Genomic DNA, 18,346 nt, shown 5'->3' with positions numbered 1-18,346 from the left:
GTGGCCGATTCCGTGGCGAACCGGGTGTCAGGCCGTCATCGCGTTCTGCCGCTGGGCTCCAGCCTCCGGATCCTCGCGTCCAGCTCGTCGGCGTAGAAGTCGATGAACCCGTCCGGGTCGGGGCCGTTGTTCATCATGACCAGCCGGTCGAAGCCCGCGTCGACGTACTGCTGGGCGACCTCCAGATGCCGGTCGGGGTCGGGGCCGCAGGCGAAGCGCTCCATGATGTCCTCCTCCCGGACCGTCATGGTGGCGGCGGCGAAGTTGACCGGGTTGGGGAGCTCGCTCATGACCTTCCAGCCCGGGATCGCGAACCGCGCGCCGTCCAGCGCCGCCTTGGCCGCCGCGTGCTTGTCGGGCGCCCAGGCGAGGAAGACCTCGGCGTAGCCGGGGCCGCGCCCGCCCGCCTCCCGGTAGTGGCGGACGATCTCCGGCTTGGGCTCGGTGGCGAACAGCCCGTCCCCGAGGTCGGCGGCGATCTCGGCCGACCGGCGGCCGGACGCGGCCACCGCGATCATCGGCGGCTCGTCGGGCAGGTCGAAGATCCGGGCGTCCCGCAGTTGTAGGTGCCGGCCCTCGTAGGAGCGGTAGCCGCCCTGCCACAGCAGCCGGATGATCTCCAGCGCCTCGCGCAGCATCTCGTGCCGGGTGGCGGTGGAGTCGGGGAACTCCCTGCCCACCACGTGCTCGTTGAGCCGTTCCCCGGAGCCGATGCCGAGGGTGAACCGGCCGCCCGACATCAGCGCCAGCGTCGCGGCGGCCTGCGCGATGATGGCCGGGTGGTACCGCACGGTCGGGCAGGTCACCCCGGTCGCCAGCCCGATGCGCTCGGTGCGCTCGGCGATCCCGCCCAGCACCGCCCACGCGAACGGGGAGTGCCCCTGGCTCTCCAGCCAGGGATGGAAGTGGTCGCTCATCTCCACGAAGTCGAACCCGGCCTGCTCGGCCCGTACCGCCTGACGGATCAGCTCGGCCGGCCCGAACGCCTCGGCCGCCAGCTTGTACCCGATCTGCATGATTACCCCCTGGAATGTCTTCGGCACACAACGTGTCCGCTCGTCCCCTGAGGTAAACGCCCGAGCCGGCCGACACGTGAGGTCGGCGCCGTACTGCGGGCGCGGGCACAAGCTGGGGTGACCAGGACGAATGTGGGTAGGCCCGACTCGCCGAGACGCCGACGAGAGGGACCCCGGCCATGGAATCCTCGATCACGCTCCACGTGGACGGCCAGTGGCGGACGCTGACCGTGGACACCCGGACCACCCTGCTCGACGCGTTGCGGGAACGGCTGGGCCTGACCTCCCCGAAGAAGGGCTGCGACCACGGCCAGTGCGGCTCCTGCACCGTCCTGCTGGACGGACGACGGGCGACCACCTGCCTGGCGCTCGCCGTCGCCCACGACGGGGCGCGGATCACCACCGCCGACGGCCTGGCCGAGGGCGCGGAGCCCCATCCGGTCCAGCGGGCCTTCCTCGACCGGGACGCGTTCCAGTGCGGCTACTGCACCCCGGGGCAGATCTGCTCGGCCGTCGGCATGCTGGAGGAGGCCAAGGCCGGCTGGCCCAGCCACGCGACCCGCGACCTCGCCGGTCCCGCGCCCGACCTGGACGACGCCGAGATCCGTGAGCGGATGAGCGGCAACCTGTGCCGCTGCGGCGCGTACGTCAACATCGTCGCGGCGATCCGGCAGGTGGCGCGGTGAGGCCGTTCGAGTACCGGCGGGCCGAGGACGCGGGCGGCGCGGTCACGGCGGTGGCCGAGCGCCCCGGGGCGATGTTCCTGGGCGCGGGCACCAACCTGGTCGACCATCTCAAGCTCGGGATCGCCCACCCCGACCTGCTGGTGGACGTGTCCCGGCTGCCCTACGACACGATCGAGGCCCGTCCCGACGGCGGACTGCGGATCGGCTCGGCGGTGCGCAACAGCGACGTGGCCGCCCATCCGCTCGTCCGGCAGCGCTACCCGGTCCTGGCGGCGGCGCTGCTGGCGGGCGCGTCCGGCCAGCTCCGCAACCTCGCGACCACCGGGGGGAACCTCCTGCAGCGCACCCGCTGCCCCTACTTCCAGGACGTCACGACGCCCTGCAACAAGCGCGATCCCGGCACCGGATGCTCGGCGTTGGAGGGCCACAACAAGGACCACGCGATCCTCGGGGCCTCCGAGCAGTGCGTGGCCGTCCACCCGTCCGACATGGCGGTGGCGCTGGCCGCCCTGGACGCGGAGGTGAGGATCCTCGGTCCGGCCGGCGAGCGCACCCTTACCGTCACGGAGCTGTACCGGCTTCCCGGCGACGAGCCGCAGCGTGACACCGTGCTCGACCACGGCGACCTGATCACCGCCGTGGACCTGCCCCCGCTCCCGATGGCGGCCAGGTCCGCCTATCGCAAGGTCCGCGAACGCGCCTCGTTCGCGTTCGCCCTGGTCTCCGTCGCGGCGGCGGTGGAGATGGGGGACGACGGGTCGATCGTCTCGGCCCGCGTCGCGTTCGGCGGGGTCGCGCACAAGCCCTGGCGCGCCCGCCGGGCCGAGGAGGCGCTGCGCGGTGCCCGGCCGGAGGACTTCCGCGCCGCCGCCGACGCGGAGCTGGCCGAGGCCCGCCCGCTGGCGCACAACGCGTTCAAGGTCCCCATGGCCCGCAACACCCTCGTCGCCGTCCTGCACGACCTGGCACGCGAGGAGGAACGGGCATGACCGAGACCCTCCGGGCCAACGAGATGGGCCGTCCGCTGGAACGGCTGGACGGGCACGTCAAGGTCACCGGCGAGGCCGTCTACGCCTACGAGCAGCCCGTCACCGACCCGCTCTACCTGCATCCGGTGCAGTCCACCATCGCGCGCGGGCGCATCACCACGTTCGACGCCTCCGCCGCCGAGGCCGTGGAGGGCGTGGTCGCGGTGCTCACCCACGAGAACGCGCCGCGCCTCGCCGCCGACGACGACAAGGAGCTGTGGGTCCTCCAGGACGACCGGGTCCACTACCGGGGGCAGTTCATCGGCGTGGTCGTGGCCGAGTCCCTCGAGATCGCCCGATACGCCGCCGACCTCGTCCGCGTCGAGTACGACCGGTGGCCCCACGACGTCGAGCTGCGCGCCGACCGCGACGACCTGTACGCGCCGGACGTCGTCAACGCGGGCAAGGAGACCGACACCGACAGCGGGGATGTGGACGAGGCGCTGGCGCACGCGCCCGTCGTCATCGACCACACGTACACGACCCCGATGGAGCACAACAACCCGATGGAGCCGCACGCCTGCATCGCCATCTGGGACGCGGAGAACGGGGGAGGGCTGACCCTGTACGACTCGACCCAGGGCGTCTACGTGGTCCGGCGGAAGCTGGCACCGGTGCTGGGGCTCGAACCCGAGCGCATCCGCGTCGTCTCCCCGCACGTGGGAGGCGGCTTCGGCAGCAAGGGCACCCCCCACGCGCACAACGTCCTGGCGTGCCTGGCCGCTCGGGTGGTGGGCGGACGGCCGGTGAAGCTCGCCGTCACCCGCCAGCAGATGTTCGCCGTGGTCGGCTACCGCACGCCCACCATCCAACGGGTACGGCTCGGCGCCGGGACGGACGGGAGGCTGGTGGCCCTCGCCCACGACGCGATTGAGCAGACCTCGCGCATCAACGAGTTCGCCGAGCAGTCCACCACCGTGTCCCGGATGATGTACGCCGCCGCCGACCGGCATACCTCCCACCGGCTGGCCGCGCTGGACGTCCCGCCGCCATTCTGGATGCGGGCCCCGGGCGTGTTCCCCGGCATGTACGCCGCCGAGGTCGCGATGGACGAACTCGCCCTCGCCTGCGGCCTCGACCCGATCGAGCTGCGGGTCCGCAACGAGCCCGGCACCGACCCCGAGACGGGCAAGCCGTTCTCCAGTCGGCGTCTCGTCGAGTGCCTGCGCGAGGGGGCCCGGCTGTTCGGCTGGGAACGACGCGACCCGGAACCCGGAACCCGCCTCCACGACGGGTGGCTGGAGGGCACCGGGGTGGCCGCCGCGACCTATCCGCGCGAGCTGATGCCCGGCAACCACGCCCTCATCCGGTACGGCTCCGACGGCTGCTACCAGGTGTGCATCGCCGCCGCCGACATCGGCACCGGCACGTGGACGGCCCTCACCCAGATCGCCGCCGACGCGCTGGAGGTCCCGGCCAAGGTGATCCGGCTGGAGATCGGCGACACCGATCTCCCGCAGGCCACCGTCGCCGGGGGCTCCTCCGGCCTGTCCTCGTGGGGCTCTGCGGTCGTCGGCGCGGCCCGCGCCTTCCGCGACCGGCACGGCCCCCGTCCCGAGCCGGGCGCCGAGGCCACCGGCACCGTCCCGGACAACCCGGCGGCCGAGAAGGTCGCGCTGCACTCCTTCGGGGCCCAGTTCGCCGAGGTGCGGGTGAGCGCCGACACGGGAGAGGTCCGGGTCCGGCGGATGCTCGGCGTGTTCTCCGTGGGCCGCGTCATCAACGCGCGCACCGCCCGGTCCCAGCTCATCGGGGGCATGACCATGGGCCTGTCCGCCGCGCTGTACGAGCAGTCGGTGGTCGATCCCCGGTTCGGCCACGTGATCGACCACGACCTGGCCACGTACCACATCGCCGCCAACGCCGACGTGCAGGACGTCGACGCCGTCTGGCTGGACGAGGTGGACCCGTTCGCCGGTCCGATGGGCGCCCGGGGCATCGGCGAGATCGGCATCGTCGGCGCGCCCGCCGCCATCGTCAACGCCGTCCACCACGCCACCGGCGTCCGCGTGCGCGACCTGCCGGTCACCCCGGACAAGCTCGTCGGGCGGACCGGGCCGGACTCCCGCACCGCCGCCTAGACCTCGCCACTGCGGGTCTCGACCCGATCACAGTCTGGCCCGTCCGGTGCCGATGCGCGTCGGGCGGGGGTACGCCGTCTCCAAAAAGGAGACGGCTCTGATGCGGTTGCTTCACGCGGCGGCCCTGACGACGCTGACGGCGGCCACGCTCACCATGACCTCCGAAACGGTCGTCGCCGCTCCCCGATCCGGTGCGACGGCGCGGACCGTCGCCCGGGCGAGGGTGGGCGATCGGGACTACGTCCTCCGGGAGATCGCCCTCGACCCGGGCGGCAGTACCGGTTGGCACTACCACGACGGCCCTTTGTACGCGCGGGTGGTCCGCGGCACGCTGACCCGCACCCTGGCGGACTGCCGGACGACGGTGGCGCATCCGGAGGGCAGTCTGATCGTCGAGCCGCCCGGGCCCGAGCACGTCCACATCGGGCGCAACCTCGGCGCGGTCCCGGTCCTCCTGTCGACCCTTTCCATCATCCCGGTGGGCAGCCCGCTGGCCCACGACGTGCCCGACCCGGGCTGCGGCTACGGCTGAGCGCCGGGCCGGGGCCCGGATCCGGGCCCGACGGCGCGGCGGTGCGGCTCCAGCACCCGGATGTAGTCCACCAGCCGTACCCCGATCTCGAACGCGAGGTCGGCCAGGTCGGCGGGGTCGGAGCCCTCGAGATCGGGGTCGAGCCAGGTCTCGGAGATCCGTCGCCAGCCGCCGCGCCCGAGGAAGTCCCCGGCGACCGCGTCCTCGCCCAACGCGGGCCGCCACCGGTCGGCCCGCGCGCCCAGCGCGTCGAGCAGGGCGGCGTTGTCGGCCTCCTTGGGGTGCTCGGAGTGGAACCCGATCTCCAGGGCCGCCGTGCGCGCCTCGGTCACGATGTCGGCGGCGATCACCTGCGCCTCGTAGTGCTCCCGGAGCGGCGTCTCGTCGCCGAACCAGACCTTGACACCGGTGCGCCGCACCTGGATCCGCGGCCGGCCCAGATCGCGCGGGGCCGATCCGCGGACGACCTCGCCGACCTGCTCGAAGAGCGTCTCGCCTGCCATCACCGGACGATGATCGCACGCCGCCCGCCCGTCCGGTCCAGGGGGATTCGTCTTTGATGTGCGGTACGACCAATGCGGTGTTTACCCGACCATTCCAGCGAGATTTTCTTCGCCGGAAAGTCGCCTCGTTAGCATTCGTGGTGTCCGCGATCTCGTGACCGACCAGACGGGAAGTGCCCGCGATGCAGACAACAGCCGGATATCCGGGAGGAGTGCGCCGTGCCGCGCCGGTGGCGGCGGCGGTGCTGATCCTCGGCGGATTCACGGCGGGGGCGTCCGGCGTCCCCGGAGAGGCCCGGTCCCGACCGGCCGCGAGACTGCCCGACTCACAGCGATTCGACCTGACCGAACCGTCGCACGAGTTGTTCCGGCACCGGCGGCTCAGGGACGGAACGGTCATGCAGAGTTTCGGCTTCGACCTCCGCAACCGGCGGCTCTTCGCGGCACAGGTCGCGCGGGGCCCGTTCTCCGACCACCGGGGCGACCTCACGATCAACAGGCTCGACCACGCCGGGCGCCTCAAGGGCCACATGCGCCTGCGGGGCTTCGGGCACGGGGTCGCGATCGGCGTCGAGCCGTCCGGCTCCGCCACCTATCTGTGGGTCGAGGTGGACCCGCACCCCGCGAGCGACAGCGCCCGCGGCACCCGGTTGGCGCGCTTCAAGTACGTCGACGGGGCCACCTTGGAGAACGACTCGCCGGCCCTCGCCAAACACCGGCCCATTCCCGGCATCACCGGGGTCACCGCCACCATCGACCCGGTCAACAACCGCCTCGCCATGCGGTACAAGAAGGGCAATTGGCGCGTCGCGGTCTACAATCTGGCCGATGTGAAGGCGCGCCGCTACGACAGGCGGCTCGCCGACGTCGCGCTTCCGTCCCAGGGCGGGGAGACGTTCCAGGGATACGCCCTGTACGGCAGATATCTGTACACGTTCCATGGCAACGAATACGGCGAGGAGAACCCGCCTCCCGGCAACGCCAGGCTCTCCACCATCGACCTGAACACGGGCAGGCGGGTGGCCGGCCCCACGCTCACCAAGGCGGGCCGGAGCCTGACCCATCGCGAGCCGGAGGGGCTGGCCGTCTACCGCACCGGACGCGGCGAGGTGCGGCTCTTCCTCGGCATCGCCTCCGGCCGGGTCGGGCACCGCCGGGCCAACCTCTTCTACAAGGACGCGCCGGCCCGGTAGAGGGAGCGGGCCGCCGAGGTGCCCAGGCCCGAGGGCGCGAACGGCAGCGTCGGGCGCACCGGACGATACGTGCGGATCAGCTCGTCCTCGAAGTACCGGGCGCAGCGCACGTGCCATTCGAGGATGCCGGACATCCAGTCCTTGAGCTCGTCGGCGTGCCGACGCAGGGCGGCCCGCACGGTCTCGTCGAGGTCGGCCTCCTCGAAGAGGGCCGGCAGCCCGGTGGCGACGATGTGCTGGAACTGCTCCATCCGCGCCGTCATCAGGTCGGCCACCACCTGCGCGGCGCGGTCGCGGTCGACGCCGAGGAAGGACTCCACGACCACCACCAGGTTGTGGCCCTCCCCCTCGAACTCGACCTCCTTCTGATAGGAGAACAGGTCGTTGGTGAAGCACGCGTAGTCCATCGCGGCCGTCTCCAGCTCGCGCACCGTCCGGGTGCGGTAGAGCTCGGACGGCACCACGTCGGCCCGGGACAGCTTCGCCAGGCTCATCGTCATGTCCGAGCCGAACGTCCGACGGCGCATCTCGACGTAGTCGATCGGGTCCGGGACCCGCCGGCGGGCCTCGTTGCCCAGCTCCCACAGCCAGCTCTCGGTCATCCGTTCCACCGCCACCCGGAACCGGGCCCGGTCGGCGGGTTGCATCGGCCCGGCGGTGCGCCGCCACAGATCGTCCAGACCGCGCTCGATCGGGCCCACGGGTGTCGGGGCGACCTCGCCGTCCAGCGGCATGAACAGGGACAGCCGGTCGTTGCAGAGCTTGGCCGCCGCCAGGTCGCGGCGCTTGCCGAACACGAGCGGGAAGTAGTCGTCCCCGAACGTCCCCCACGACAGCCAGTCGGAGCTGAGGAAGAGCCGGTCCGGCTCGGCGTCGGCGTGGATCATCGCGGCGCAGTGGGCGAGGTCGAAGACCCGCAGCCGGCGCTCGTCCCAGACGCCGCCGGCCTCCACCCCCGGCACCGACTCGAAGAAGCCCATCTCCCGGCTCCACTCCACGACGTGCTCCCGCGCGGCGGCCAGGTGCGGGCTGGTGCGGATCGGGAAGGGCATGGAGATCTCGGGGAGCCGCAGCGGCCCCACGGGGCGATGCGGGACGTGGGAGTGCTGCCGCGCCCGGACGCGGAGCCCGAGCCGGGCGGAGGGGTCCACGGGCCGGGCCGCCGAGGTGCCCAGACCGGTCGGGCCGCCCAGAAGGGGCACCTCCGCCGAGGGCACGTCGTCGTTCATGTAGCGGCTGGACCTCGCGTGCCACTCGTGCCCGCCCGCCTGCCAGTCCTGGAGGCCCTTGGCGAACAGCGCCACGGCGAGCTGCCCGTCGGGCGGCACCGCGCGGTCGGCCAGCAGCGCGGGCACCTCCAGCAGGGCGGTGTTCTCGAACTGCTGCAGACGCGAGGTCAGCAGGTCGTTGACCAGCTCGGCCGCCTCCTGCGTGGGGCAGTCGAAGAACCGCTCGAAGACCAGGACGGCGTTGGAGTTCTCGCCCTCCTCGCGCACCTCGCGCTCGTAGGAGAACAGGTCGTTGCGCAGGTGGACCGCGTCGGCGAACGTGGCGACCAGCACCTCCACGGGCCGGGTGGCGGCCAGGTCGTCGGGGACCTCCGCGCCGACCGCGTACTCCACGAGGTTGGCCGACCAGGGCGCGCCGCCGACCCGCCGCCGCATCTGGACGTACTCGATGGGGTTGGCGATGCGGCCCCGATCGATGTTGTCCAGCTCCCACATCGACTCGATCATCAGGTTGTGGGTGCTGTCGGTGAAGCGCCGCCGCCAGCCGTCCGACATGGACGGGACGGTCCGCGCCCACAGGTCGCGCAACCCGGCCTCGGCGGGGTTCTCCGGCTCGGGGGGCTCCTCGCCGGGCGCGGTCATGAAGCGGTCCAGCCGGTCCAGGTACGCCTGCGCGCCGCTCAGGTCGCGGGAGTACTTGAAGTGCTCCAGGAAGTGATCGTCGAAGAAGAAGACCCACACGTACCAGTCGGTGATCAGGTCGAGGGCCGGGCCGTCGCAGTCCGGGTGGGTGTAGGCGCACATCAGCGGGTAGTCCATCCGGTCCAGCGCCGCCTCGTCCCACACGACGCCGCCGCCGGGCCTGGGCGCGTCCAGCATGCCCATCCGTCGCGCCCACGCGGTGCTGTGCTCGCGGGTGCCCTCCAGATGCGGGTTCAGCCTGGCGGGATACGGCAGGTAGAAGTCCGGCATCGTGAACGGCTGCATGCGCGTCTCGTCTCCTCGGATCCGGCGAAGCCCACGCGGGAGCGATCAGAGCGCCGCTCCCACACGAGAATTCCGCCCTGTCCGGGAGCGCCCCGCAATGAACCGTTCCGGCCTCCGGAACGGCATGATCGTGCGGGTGATAAAGGTCTCCCTTCGGGTGGTATGTCCTGTGGGTATCGAAATCGGAGACTTGCCCGCTATGTTGGCCACGCTCGTGGTCGTTTCCTCCCGCACCCGTCGCCTTGGGGGACCTCGTGATCCGTAAGCTGCTCGTCGCGAACCGAGGTGAGATCGCCGTACGGGCGTTCCGCGCCGCCTACGAACTCGGGATCACCGGGGTCGCGGTCTACGCGCACGAGGACCGCTTCTCCCTGCACCGTCAGAAGGCCGACGAGGCGTACGAGATCGGCGAGCACGGCCACCCCGTCCGCGCCTACCTCGACATCGAGGGCATCGTCGACACCGCCCTGCGGGTGGGCGCGGACGCCGTCTACCCCGGTTACGGGTTCCTGTCGGAGAGCCCCGAGCTGGCGGAGGCGTGCGAGCGCAACGGCATCACCTTCGTGGGCCCCTCCTCCCGGGTGCTCCGGCTGGCGGGCAACAAGATCGAGGCGGTGGCGGCGGCCCGGCGGGCGGGCCTGCCCGTGCTGCGGTCGGTGACCCCCGAGCCCGGCGAGGAGCTCGCCGCCGCCGACGAGGTCGGGTTCCCGCTGTTCGTGAAGGCCGCCGCGGGCGGCGGCGGGCGCGGGCTGCGCCGCGTCGAGCGCCGCGAGGACCTGGCGGTGGCCGCGGAGACCGCGCGCCGCGAGGCCGAGAGCGCCTTCGGCGACCCCACCGTGTTCCTCGAGCAGGCGGTGGACCGGCCCCGCCACATCGAGGTGCAGGTCCTCGCCGACGCCACGGGTGAGACCGTCCACCTGCGCGAACGCGACTGCTCCGTCCAGCGCCGGCACCAGAAGGTCGTCGAGATCGCGCCCGCGCCCGGGCTGGACCCGGCCATCGTCGAACGGCTCTGCGACGACGCGGTGAAGTTCGCCCGCGAGATCGGCTACGTCAACGCCGGCACCGTCGAGTTCCTCGTGGACGCCTCGGGACGGCACGTCTTCATCGAGATGAACCCCCGCATCCAGGTCGAGCACACCGTGACCGAGGAGGTCACCGGCGTCGACCTGGTGCAGAGCCAGCTCCGCGTCGCCGGCGGGGAGACCCTCGCCGACCTCGGCGTCCGGCAGGAGGACGTCACGGTGTCCGGGTACGCCGTGCAGTGCCGGATCACCACCGAGGACCCGGCCAACGGTTTCCGTCCCGACACCGGCAAGATCTCCGCCTACCGGTCGCCGGGCGGCGCGGGCGTGCGCCTCGACACCGGCACCACCCACGCGGGCGCGGTCGTCACCCCGCACTTCGACTCGCTGCTGGTCAAGCTCACCTGCCGGGGCCGCACCTTCGAGGACGCGGTCCGCCGGGCCCGCCGCGCCGTGGCCGAGTTCCGGATCCGGGGCGTCGCGACCAACATCCCGTTCCTGCAGGCGGTGCTGGACGAGCCGGACTTCCGCGAGGGCGGGGTCACGACCTCCTACATCGCCGACCACCCCGAGCTGCTGACCGCCCGCTCCAGCGGCGACCGCGCCACCCGCATCGTCCGCTACCTCGCCGACGTCACCGTCAACAAGCCGTACGGCGACGCGCCCACCGACCTCGACCCGGCCGTCAAGCTGCCGCCGCTCGGTCGGGAGCCGCTCCCCGAGGGCTCCCGGGACCGGCTGCTGGCGCTCGGCCCGAAGGCGTTCGCCGAGGCCCTGAGGGCGCAGCAGGCCCTCGCCGTCACCGACACCACCTTCCGGGACGCCCACCAGTCGCTGCTGGCCACCCGGGTCCGCACGTACGACCTGGTGAAGGCCGCGCCCCACCTCGCCCGCATGACGCCCCAGCTCCTGTCCCTGGAGGCGTGGGGCGGGGCGACGTACGACGTCGCGCTGCGGTTCCTCGGGGAGTCGCCGTGGGACCGGCTGGCCGCGATCCGCGAGGCCGCCCCCAACCTGTGCATCCAGATGCTGCTGCGCGGCCGCAACACCGTCGGCTACACCCCGTACCCGGACTCGGTGGCCCGCGCGTTCGTCACGGAGGCCGCCAACACGGGTGTGGACATCTTCCGGGTCTTCGACGCCCTCAACGACGTCGAACGGATGCGGCCCGCCATCGAGGCCGTCCTCCAGACGCACGCCCTCGTGGAGGGCACCCTCTGCTACACCGGCGACCTGTCCTCGCCCGGCGAGAGGCTCTACACGCTCGACTACTACCTGCGCCTGGCCGAGGAGCTGGTCGAGAGCGGCGTGCACATCCTGTGCATCAAGGACATGGCGGGCCTGCTGCGCGCACCGGCCGCCCGGACCCTCGTCGCCGCCCTCCGCGAGCGCTTCGACCTGCCCGTCCACCTGCACACCCATGACACCGCCGGCGGTCAGCTCGCCACCTACCTGGCCGCCGTCGAGGCGGGCGTGGACGCGGTCGACGGGGCCGCCGCGCCGCTGTCGGGCACCACCAGCCAGCCCGCGCTGCAGGCGATCGTGGCCCACACCGACTTCACCGAGCGCGCCACCGGGCTCGACCTGGACGCGCTGACCGCGATGGAGCCCTATTGGGAGGCCGTCCGCCGGCTGTACGCGCCGTTCGAGATGGGGCTGCCGTCGCCGACCGGACGCGTCTACCGGCACGAGATCCCGGGCGGGCAGTTGTCGAACCTGCGGCAGCAGGCGGTCGCGCTGGGCCTCGGCGACCGGTTCGAGGAGATCGAGCGCCTGTACGAGGCGGCCGACCGGATCCTCGGGCGGCCGGTCAAGGTCACGCCGTCCAGCAAGGTCGTCGGCGACCTCGCCCTGCACCTGGTCGCCGCCGGGGCCGACCCGGACGACTTCGCCGAGCACCCCGAGCGGTACGACCTCCCCGACAGCGTGGTCGGCTTCCTCAACGGCGAGCTGGGCGACCCGCCCGGCGGCTGGCCCGAGCCGTTCCGAACCCGGGCCCTGGAGGGCCGCCGGCAGCCCGTCGCCCCCCGGACGCTGCTGTCGTCCGACGAGGAGAAGGCCCTGGCCGGGCCCGAGGTGCGCTCCACGCTGGACTGGCTGCTGTTCCCCGGCCCCACGAAGGACTACCGCGAGTCCTGCGCCGCGTACGGCGACCTGTCGGTCCTGCCCACCGGCCCGTTCCTGTACGGACTGCACGCCGGTCGGGAGGTCTCCTTCGACCTGGAGCCCGGCGTGCGCGTGCTGGCGGGGCTGGAGGCCGTCGGGGACATCGACGAGGCGGGTGTCCGCCAGGTCATCTGCACCGTCAACGGCCAGCTCCGCACCCTGTCGGTCCGCGACAAGTCGGTGGTGTCCGACGCGCCCCCGGTCGAGCGGGCCGACCCCGACGACCCCGGCCACGTCGCGGCCCCGTTCGGCGGCTCGGTCACCCTCCGGGTCGCCAAGGGGGACCGCATCGCGGCGGGCGACGTCGTCGCCACCATCGAGGCCATGAAGATGGAGGCCGCCATCACCGCCTCGACCGCCGGCACCGTCACCCGGCTCGCCGTCCCCGAGACCTCCCAGGTCCAGGCCGGCGACCTGCTGCTGGTGATCGTCTAGACGTCGCCTACATCGGGTCGGGCACGGCGGCCAGCCGGGCGGCCTTGAGAGCGGTGTGCAGGAGCAGCCGGTCCTCGCCCGAGTCGAACGCGAGGCCCGTGATCGCCTCGATGCGGGACAGCCGGTAGTACAGCGTCTGCCGGTGCACCGACAGGGCCGCGGCGGCCTGCTGGGCGTGCCCGGCGTGGTCGAGGTAGACCTCCGCCGTCCGCAGCAGGTCCGCGTGCGCGTCCTCGAACAGCGGGCGGACCGCCGGGTCGGCCACGGCCGCGCCCGGCGCGGCACCGGGCAGGGACGCGATGAGCCGGTGGACGCCGAGCGCGTCCCAGCACGCCACCGGGCCCACCTCGGGCACGGCCCGGGCCACCCGCCACGCCGTCCGCGCCTCATGCCACGACCCCACCGCGTCGACGACCCCCGCGCGGCCCCCGCCGACGCCCACCGTCACCCACGGGGTGGTGCCCAGGAGACGGGTGGCGGTGGAGCGTGCCGGAACGGTGTCTGCGGCCTCATGGAGGGGAACGAGCAGCGCCGCGCCGCCCGCGGTGTGGTGGACGAGGACGTCCATGGGGACGCGGGTGAGGCGGATCGTCGGGCGTATCACCACGACGGCGATCGGCGAGGAGGCGGCGGGGTGGCCCATGCCCGACAGGGTCGCGGCCCCGTCGGCGCGGTCCTCGGGTGAGGCGGACAACAGCCGGGCGAACGCGCGAGGGGCGGCCTCGTCGGCCTGGAACTCGGCGGCCAGCAGCCGCCCGGCGCGCGCCGCCAGGGACATGGCCTTGGCCACCCGGGGATCGGTGGCGTCGACGGTGCCGTCGTCGAGCAGCCACAGATAGCCGTAGGTGCGGCCCTCGTGGCGGGCGGGCAGACAGAGCCGGCTGCGGACGCCGGTGGCCGGATCGGGGGGCGTGTGGACTGGGCCGTCGGCGCGGGCGATCCCGAAGCCCTCGAACCAGGCCCGCACCGCGGCCGAGGACCGGCGACTGAGGATCGAGCGGGTCCGCACCGGGTCGAGGTCGTCGTCGTGGGAGCTGAACGCGATCAGCGAGAACTCCCGGTCCTCCAGCGTCGCGGGGGCCTGGAGCAGCGCCGACACCTCGTCCACCAGCGCCTGATAACCCACGCGCATCCCTCCCTTTCAGACAAATGTACAAGGGGGAACGGGCTGGTTCGTGGTCTTTGTCGATGGTGGCCGGCGGGACCGCCGCCTAGCGTCGGCGATATCGAGAAAGACCACGTCACCTGGGATGTCACCGTGCTCGCACCCCTGTTGCTCGCCGCCTCCCGGAGCGGCCGGATGCGCCGGCTCGCCGGTTCGACCCCCATGACCCGCCCGGTCGTCGACCGGTTCGTCGCGGGGGAGACCCTGGCCGACGCGCTGACGGCCGTCCACTCCCTCACCCGGCACGGCATCGACGTGACCCTCGACCATCTCGGCGAGGACGTCACCGACGCCGTGCGGGCCCGCGCGACCCGCGACGCCTATCTCCGGCTGCTCGAGGCCCTCGGCCCCGAGGGGCTCGGCGGACGGGCGGAGGTCTCGGTGAAGCTGTCGGCGTTCGGCCAGACGCTTCCCGGCGGCCACGACATCGCGCTCGCCGCCGCCCGCACGGTGTGCGAGGCCGCCGACGCGATCGGCACCACCGTGACCCTCGACATGGAGGACCACACGACGGTCGACTCCACCCTGGCGATCCTCGCCGAGCTGCGGCGGGACCATCCCCGGACCGGGGCGGTCCTCCAGGCGTACCTGTTCCGCACCGAGGACGACGTGCGTTCCCTGGTGGGACGGGGGTCACGGGTACGGCTGGTCAAGGGCGCGTACAAGGAGCCCCCCTCCGTCGCCCACCAGGACGGGCACGAGGTCGACCGCGCCTACGTGCGGTGCCTCAGGGTCCTCATGGCCGGCGACGGCTATCCGATGATCGGCTCCCACGATCCCCGGCTGATCGCGATAGCCCGGGAGCTCGCCGACCGGAACGACCGCGCCCGGGACTCCTACGAGGTCCAGATGCTGTACGGCATCCGCGACGCCGAGCAGCGCCGCCTCGTCGCCGAAGAGGGGCTGCGGGTCCGCGCCTACGTCCCGTACGGGGCGGACTGGTACGGCTACTTCATGCGCAGGATCGCCGAACGGCCCGCGAACCTCACCTTCTTCCTGCGCTCGTTCACCACCCGCGGCTGACCTCGGAGGCCCCCATGGACGCCATCACCAACGTCCCCACCCCCGTCAACGAGCCCGTACGGGCCTATGCCCCCGGCAGCCCCGAGAGGGCCGTGCTCGAAGCGAGGCTGCGCGAACTGTCCGCCGGCGGCGCCGAGCTGACCTGCGCCATAGGCGGCGAGCGCCGGATGGGGGGCGGCGCGCGCCTTCCCGTCGTGCAGCCCCACAGCCACGCCGAGGTCCTCGGCGTCACCGCCAACGCCGACCACGACGACGCGCGCGCCGCCGTCGACGCCGCCCGTGCCGCCGCCCCCGGCTGGCGCGCGCTGAGCTTCGACGACCGCGCCGCGATCCTGCTGCGCGCCGCCGAACTGCTCTGCGGCCCCTGGCGGGAGACCATCACGGCCGCGACCATGCTCGGCCAGTCCAAGACCGTGCAGCAGGCGGAGATCGACGCGCCCTGTGAGCTGGCCGACTTCTGGCGCTTCAACGTGCACTTCGCCCGGGGGATCCTCGCCGAACAGCCCGGGTCGGAGCCCGGCGTGTGGAACCGCTCCGACCACCGGCCGCTGGAGGGCTTCGTCTACGCGGTGACCCCGTTCAACTTCACGGCCATCGCCGCGAACCTGCCGACCGCGCCGGCCCTCATGGGCAACACCGTCGTGTGGAAGCCGTCGCCCACCCAGCAGTTCGCCGCCCACCACACGATGGCGCTGCTGGAGGAGGCGGGGCTGCCGCCGGGCGTCATCAACATGGTCACCGGCGACGGAAGGGCCGTGTCCGACGTCGCGCTCACCGACTCCGACCTCGCGGGCGTCCACTTCACCGGCTCCACCGCGACGTTCCAACACCTGTGGCGGACGGTCGGGGAGAACCTCACCCGGTACCGCTCGTACCCTCGGCTGGTCGGCGAGACCGGCGGCAAGGACTTCATCGTCGCGCACCCGTCGGCGGACCCGCGCGTGCTGGTCACGGCGATGCTGCGGGGCGCGTTCGAGTACCAGGGGCAGAAGTGTTCGGCCGCCTCCCGCGCCTACGTCCCCCGCTCGCTGTGGAACGAGGTGCGGGACGAGCTGATCGCCGAGACCGAGGCGCTCGCCATGGGCGACGTCCGAGACCTCCGCAACTTCATGGGCGCGGTGATCGACGCACGGTCGTTCGCGCGCCTCGCGGACGTTCTGGACCGCGCCGCCGCCGACCCCGACGTGCGTGTGGTGGCGGGCGGGACCTGCGACGACACGGACGGCCACTTCGTGCGCCCGACCCTCCTCATCGGTGACGACCCGGGCCACGACGTCTTCCGCACCGAGTTCTTCGGGCCCGTCCTCGCCGTCCACGTCTACGACGACGCCGACTACGAGGCGATGCTCGCGCAGATGGAGTCCGTGAGCCCGTACGCGCTCACCGGCTCGATCATCGCCCGGGACCGCGCCGCCGTCGCCCACGCCCTCGGCGTGCTGCGGTTCGCCGCCGGCAACTTCTACATCAACGACAAGCCCACGGGCGCGGTCGTCGGCCGGCAGCCGTTCGGCGGCGGACGCGCCTCGGGCACCAACGATAAGGCGGGTTCCGCCCAGAACCTCCTCCGATGGACGTCCACCCGCACCATCAAGGAGACCTTCGTGCCGCCCACCGACCACCGCCACCCGCACATGGGGTGATCGTCGCCACTACCGGACCCGACGGCGGGCCCTGCATGATGAGGCCATGGACGAGAAGTGCCGGCCCGCCGGCCCGGCGGGGCGCGGCTGATGGCCGGGCGGCTGTACGCGATCAGCGATCTGCACGTGGGCTACGCCGAGAACCGCGCCTTCGTCGAGTCGCTGCGCCCCGACTCGCCCTCCGACTGGCTGATCGTCGCCGGTGACGTGTCCGAGCGGGTCTCCGACATCGAGTGGACGCTGGGTCTCCTGGCGGACCGGTACGAGACGGTCGTGTGGGTCCCCGGCAACCACGAGCTGTGGACCACGCCCAAGGACCCGGTGACGCTGCGCGGCGAGGAACGCTACCGCCATCTGGTCGACGTCTGCCGCCGACTGGGGGTCCTCACCCCGGAGGACCCCTACCCGCTGTGGCGGGGCGAGGGCGGGCCGGTCCTGATCGTGCCGCTGTTCGTGCTGTACGACTACAGCTTCCGCGCCCCCGGGACGTCCACCAAGGAGGAGTCCCTCGCCGTGGCGTACGAGGCCGGGGTGGTCTGCACCGACGAGCGGTTCCTGCATCCCGACCCGTACCCGACCCGCGACGCCTGGTGCCGCGCCCGGATCGAGGAGACCGAACGCAGGCTCGCCGCCAAGGAGGACGGCGTGCGCACCGTCCTGGTCAACCACTATCCGCTGGTACGCGAGCCGACGCGGATCCTGCGGTACCCGGAGTTCGCCCAGTGGTGCGGCACCGAGCTGACCGCCGACTGGCACCTGAAGTACGACGCCGCCGCCGTCATCTACGGTCACCTGCACATCCCTCGGGTCACCCACCACGACGGGGTGCGGTTCGAGGAGGTCTCGGTCGGCTACCCGAGGGAGTGGCGCTCCTGGGACGGTCCGCGCGGCCCCCGCCCGGTGTTCCCCGGAGAGTCGGAATGATCGAGAAGATCCTGCCCGCAGAGGTCGCCGTGGCCGAGGCCCGGCATGACCCTCCGGACGCCGAGCTCTTCCCCGAGGAGGAGGCGGTGATCGTACGGGCCGTCGCCAAGCGGCGTCGCGAGTTCACCACCGTACGGTTCTGCGCCCGACGCGCCCTCGCGGAGCTGGGCGTCCCGCCCGCCCCGATCCTGCCGGGGAAGCGCGGCGCACCCCAGTGGCCCGCCGGCGTGGTGGGCAGCATGACGCACTGCGAGGGCTACCGGGCGGCCGTCGTGGCGCGAACGGGCGACGTGAGCGCCCTCGGCATCGACGCCGAGCCGCACGGCCCGCTGCCCGAGGGCGTCCTGACCATCGTGACCCGGCCGGCCGAGCTGTCCGGGCTCGCCGCGCTGACGGCCTCGTCGCCCGAGGTCCACTGGGACCGGCTGCTGTTCAGCGTCAAGGAGTCGATCTACAAGGCGTGGTTCCCGCTGACCGGCGACTGGCTCGGCTTCGAGGACGCCGACGTGGCGCTGTCGCCGGACGGCTCGTTCTCGGCCCGGATCCTGCTCGACCCGGCCGGCCGCCCCACCGGTTTCACCGGCCGCTGGTTGGTCGCCGACGGCCTCGTCGTCTCCGCCGTCACCGCTCTCGCCCCCTGACGTCGCCCCCGGAACGCCTCAGGTTCACACGGTGGCCGTATACGGACAGCCGGCGAACTCCGAATGGCGCGC

14 protein-coding genes are annotated in these 18,346 nt (G+C 72.7%); 10 read left to right on the top strand and 4 right to left on the bottom strand.

Features of this window, described 5'->3' with window-relative positions:
• Positions 1–35: 35 nt before the first annotated feature.
• Positions 36–1,016, bottom strand: a complete 981-nt coding sequence (locus tag DFJ69_RS06120) for a TIGR03557 family F420-dependent LLM class oxidoreductase (RefSeq protein WP_116021576.1) — start codon at positions 1,014–1,016, stop codon at positions 36–38.
• A gap of 179 nt (positions 1,017–1,195) precedes the next feature.
• On the opposite strand from DFJ69_RS06120, the gene DFJ69_RS06115 reads away from it, so the two are divergent.
• The 4 genes from DFJ69_RS06115 (at position 1,196) to DFJ69_RS06100 (ending at position 5,343) form a co-directional block, all read left to right on the top strand.
• Positions 1,196–1,702 (top strand): 2Fe-2S iron-sulfur cluster-binding protein, encoded by a 507-nt coding sequence (locus DFJ69_RS06115; RefSeq protein WP_116021575.1) that lies wholly within the window; start codon positions 1,196–1,198, stop codon positions 1,700–1,702.
• Positions 1,699–2,691, top strand: coding sequence for an FAD binding domain-containing protein (locus tag DFJ69_RS06110; protein ID WP_116021574.1), 993 nt, complete (start codon positions 1,699–1,701; stop codon positions 2,689–2,691). Before DFJ69_RS06115 ends, DFJ69_RS06110 begins: the two co-directional genes overlap by 4 nt.
• Positions 2,688–4,811, top strand: coding sequence for a xanthine dehydrogenase family protein molybdopterin-binding subunit (locus DFJ69_RS06105; RefSeq protein ID WP_116021573.1), 2,124 nt, complete (start codon positions 2,688–2,690; stop codon positions 4,809–4,811). The genes DFJ69_RS06110 and DFJ69_RS06105 overlap by 4 nt, the downstream gene beginning before the upstream one ends.
• 100 nt (positions 4,812–4,911) lie before the next feature.
• Positions 4,912–5,343 carry a cupin domain-containing protein gene (locus DFJ69_RS06100; RefSeq protein ID WP_116021572.1) on the top strand — a complete coding sequence of 144 codons (432 nt, stop codon included), beginning with the start codon at positions 4,912–4,914 and terminating at the stop codon, positions 5,341–5,343.
• Here the strand turns inward: DFJ69_RS06100 and DFJ69_RS06095 are convergent.
• Positions 5,334–5,846: a hypothetical protein gene (locus DFJ69_RS06095; RefSeq protein ID WP_116021571.1), complete on the bottom strand. Its 513-nt coding sequence runs from the start codon at positions 5,844–5,846 to the stop codon at positions 5,334–5,336. The two genes, DFJ69_RS06100 and DFJ69_RS06095, sit on opposite strands and share 10 nt — an antisense overlap.
• Before the next feature lie 182 nt (positions 5,847–6,028).
• On the opposite strand from DFJ69_RS06095, the gene DFJ69_RS06090 reads away from it, so the two are divergent.
• Positions 6,029–7,039 (top strand): phage baseplate protein, encoded by a 1,011-nt coding sequence (locus tag DFJ69_RS06090; protein ID WP_245974067.1) that lies wholly within the window; start codon positions 6,029–6,031, stop codon positions 7,037–7,039.
• Here the strand turns inward: DFJ69_RS06090 and DFJ69_RS06085 are convergent.
• Complete coding sequence (locus DFJ69_RS06085; RefSeq protein WP_116021569.1) at positions 7,015–9,255, bottom strand: terpene synthase family protein; 2,241 nt, start codon at positions 9,253–9,255, stop codon at positions 7,015–7,017. The genes DFJ69_RS06090 and DFJ69_RS06085 overlap by 25 nt on opposite strands.
• Positions 9,256–9,509: 254 nt before the next feature.
• On the opposite strand from DFJ69_RS06085, the gene DFJ69_RS06080 reads away from it, so the two are divergent.
• On the top strand, positions 9,510–12,881 hold the full coding sequence (locus tag DFJ69_RS06080) for a pyruvate carboxylase (protein ID WP_116026434.1): 3,372 nt from the start codon (positions 9,510–9,512) through the stop codon (positions 12,879–12,881).
• Between the two features lie 7 nt (positions 12,882–12,888).
• On the opposite strand, the gene DFJ69_RS06075 is transcribed toward DFJ69_RS06080, so the two are convergent.
• Entirely contained in the window at positions 12,889–14,013 is a 1,125-nt protein-coding gene (locus DFJ69_RS06075; RefSeq protein ID WP_116021568.1) for a PucR family transcriptional regulator, read from the bottom strand.
• Between the two features lie 126 nt (positions 14,014–14,139).
• On the opposite strand from DFJ69_RS06075, the gene DFJ69_RS06070 reads away from it, so the two are divergent.
• From DFJ69_RS06070 to DFJ69_RS06055, 4 genes are all read left to right on the top strand, one after another.
• Positions 14,140–15,069 (top strand): proline dehydrogenase family protein, encoded by a 930-nt coding sequence (locus DFJ69_RS06070; protein WP_116021567.1) that lies wholly within the window; start codon positions 14,140–14,142, stop codon positions 15,067–15,069.
• 14 nt (positions 15,070–15,083) lie between these two features.
• A complete protein-coding gene (gene pruA, locus DFJ69_RS06065) occupies positions 15,084–16,709 on the top strand; it encodes an L-glutamate gamma-semialdehyde dehydrogenase (protein ID WP_116021566.1) in 1,626 nt (541 codons plus the stop codon).
• Between the two features lie 90 nt (positions 16,710–16,799).
• Positions 16,800–17,633, top strand: coding sequence for a metallophosphoesterase family protein (locus DFJ69_RS06060; protein ID WP_116026433.1), 834 nt, complete (start codon positions 16,800–16,802; stop codon positions 17,631–17,633).
• Positions 17,630–18,274, top strand: coding sequence for a 4'-phosphopantetheinyl transferase family protein (locus DFJ69_RS06055; RefSeq protein ID WP_116021565.1), 645 nt, complete (start codon positions 17,630–17,632; stop codon positions 18,272–18,274). The genes DFJ69_RS06060 and DFJ69_RS06055 overlap by 4 nt, the downstream gene beginning before the upstream one ends.
• Positions 18,275–18,346 lie beyond the last annotated feature (72 nt).

It is taken from the genome of Thermomonospora umbrina (assembly GCF_003386555.1).
Taxonomy (GTDB): Bacteria; Actinomycetota; Actinomycetes; order Streptosporangiales; family Streptosporangiaceae; genus Thermomonospora; species Thermomonospora umbrina.
This window is presented reverse-complemented; position numbering and strand designations above follow the sequence as displayed.

Coding starts and splice junctions, on each gene's coding strand:
- DFJ69_RS06120 (WP_116021576.1), bottom strand. CDS start 1,016: ATGCAGATCGGGTACAAGCTGGCGGCCGAGGCGTTCGGGCCGGCCGAG.
- DFJ69_RS06115 (WP_116021575.1), top strand. CDS start 1,196: ATGGAATCCTCGATCACGCTCCACGTGGACGGCCAGTGGCGGACGCTG.
- DFJ69_RS06105 (WP_116021573.1), top strand. CDS start 2,688: ATGACCGAGACCCTCCGGGCCAACGAGATGGGCCGTCCGCTGGAACGG.
- DFJ69_RS06100 (WP_116021572.1), top strand. CDS start 4,912: ATGCGGTTGCTTCACGCGGCGGCCCTGACGACGCTGACGGCGGCCACG.
- DFJ69_RS06095 (WP_116021571.1), bottom strand. CDS start 5,846: ATGGCAGGCGAGACGCTCTTCGAGCAGGTCGGCGAGGTCGTCCGCGGA.
- DFJ69_RS06090 (WP_245974067.1), top strand. CDS start 6,029: ATGCAGACAACAGCCGGATATCCGGGAGGAGTGCGCCGTGCCGCGCCG.
- DFJ69_RS06085 (WP_116021569.1), bottom strand. CDS start 9,255: ATGCAGCCGTTCACGATGCCGGACTTCTACCTGCCGTATCCCGCCAGG.
- DFJ69_RS06075 (WP_116021568.1), bottom strand. CDS start 14,013: ATGCGCGTGGGTTATCAGGCGCTGGTGGACGAGGTGTCGGCGCTGCTC.
- pruA (WP_116021566.1), top strand. CDS start 15,084: ATGGACGCCATCACCAACGTCCCCACCCCCGTCAACGAGCCCGTACGG.
- DFJ69_RS06060 (WP_116026433.1), top strand. CDS start 16,800: ATGGCCGGGCGGCTGTACGCGATCAGCGATCTGCACGTGGGCTACGCC.
- DFJ69_RS06055 (WP_116021565.1), top strand. CDS start 17,630: ATGATCGAGAAGATCCTGCCCGCAGAGGTCGCCGTGGCCGAGGCCCGG.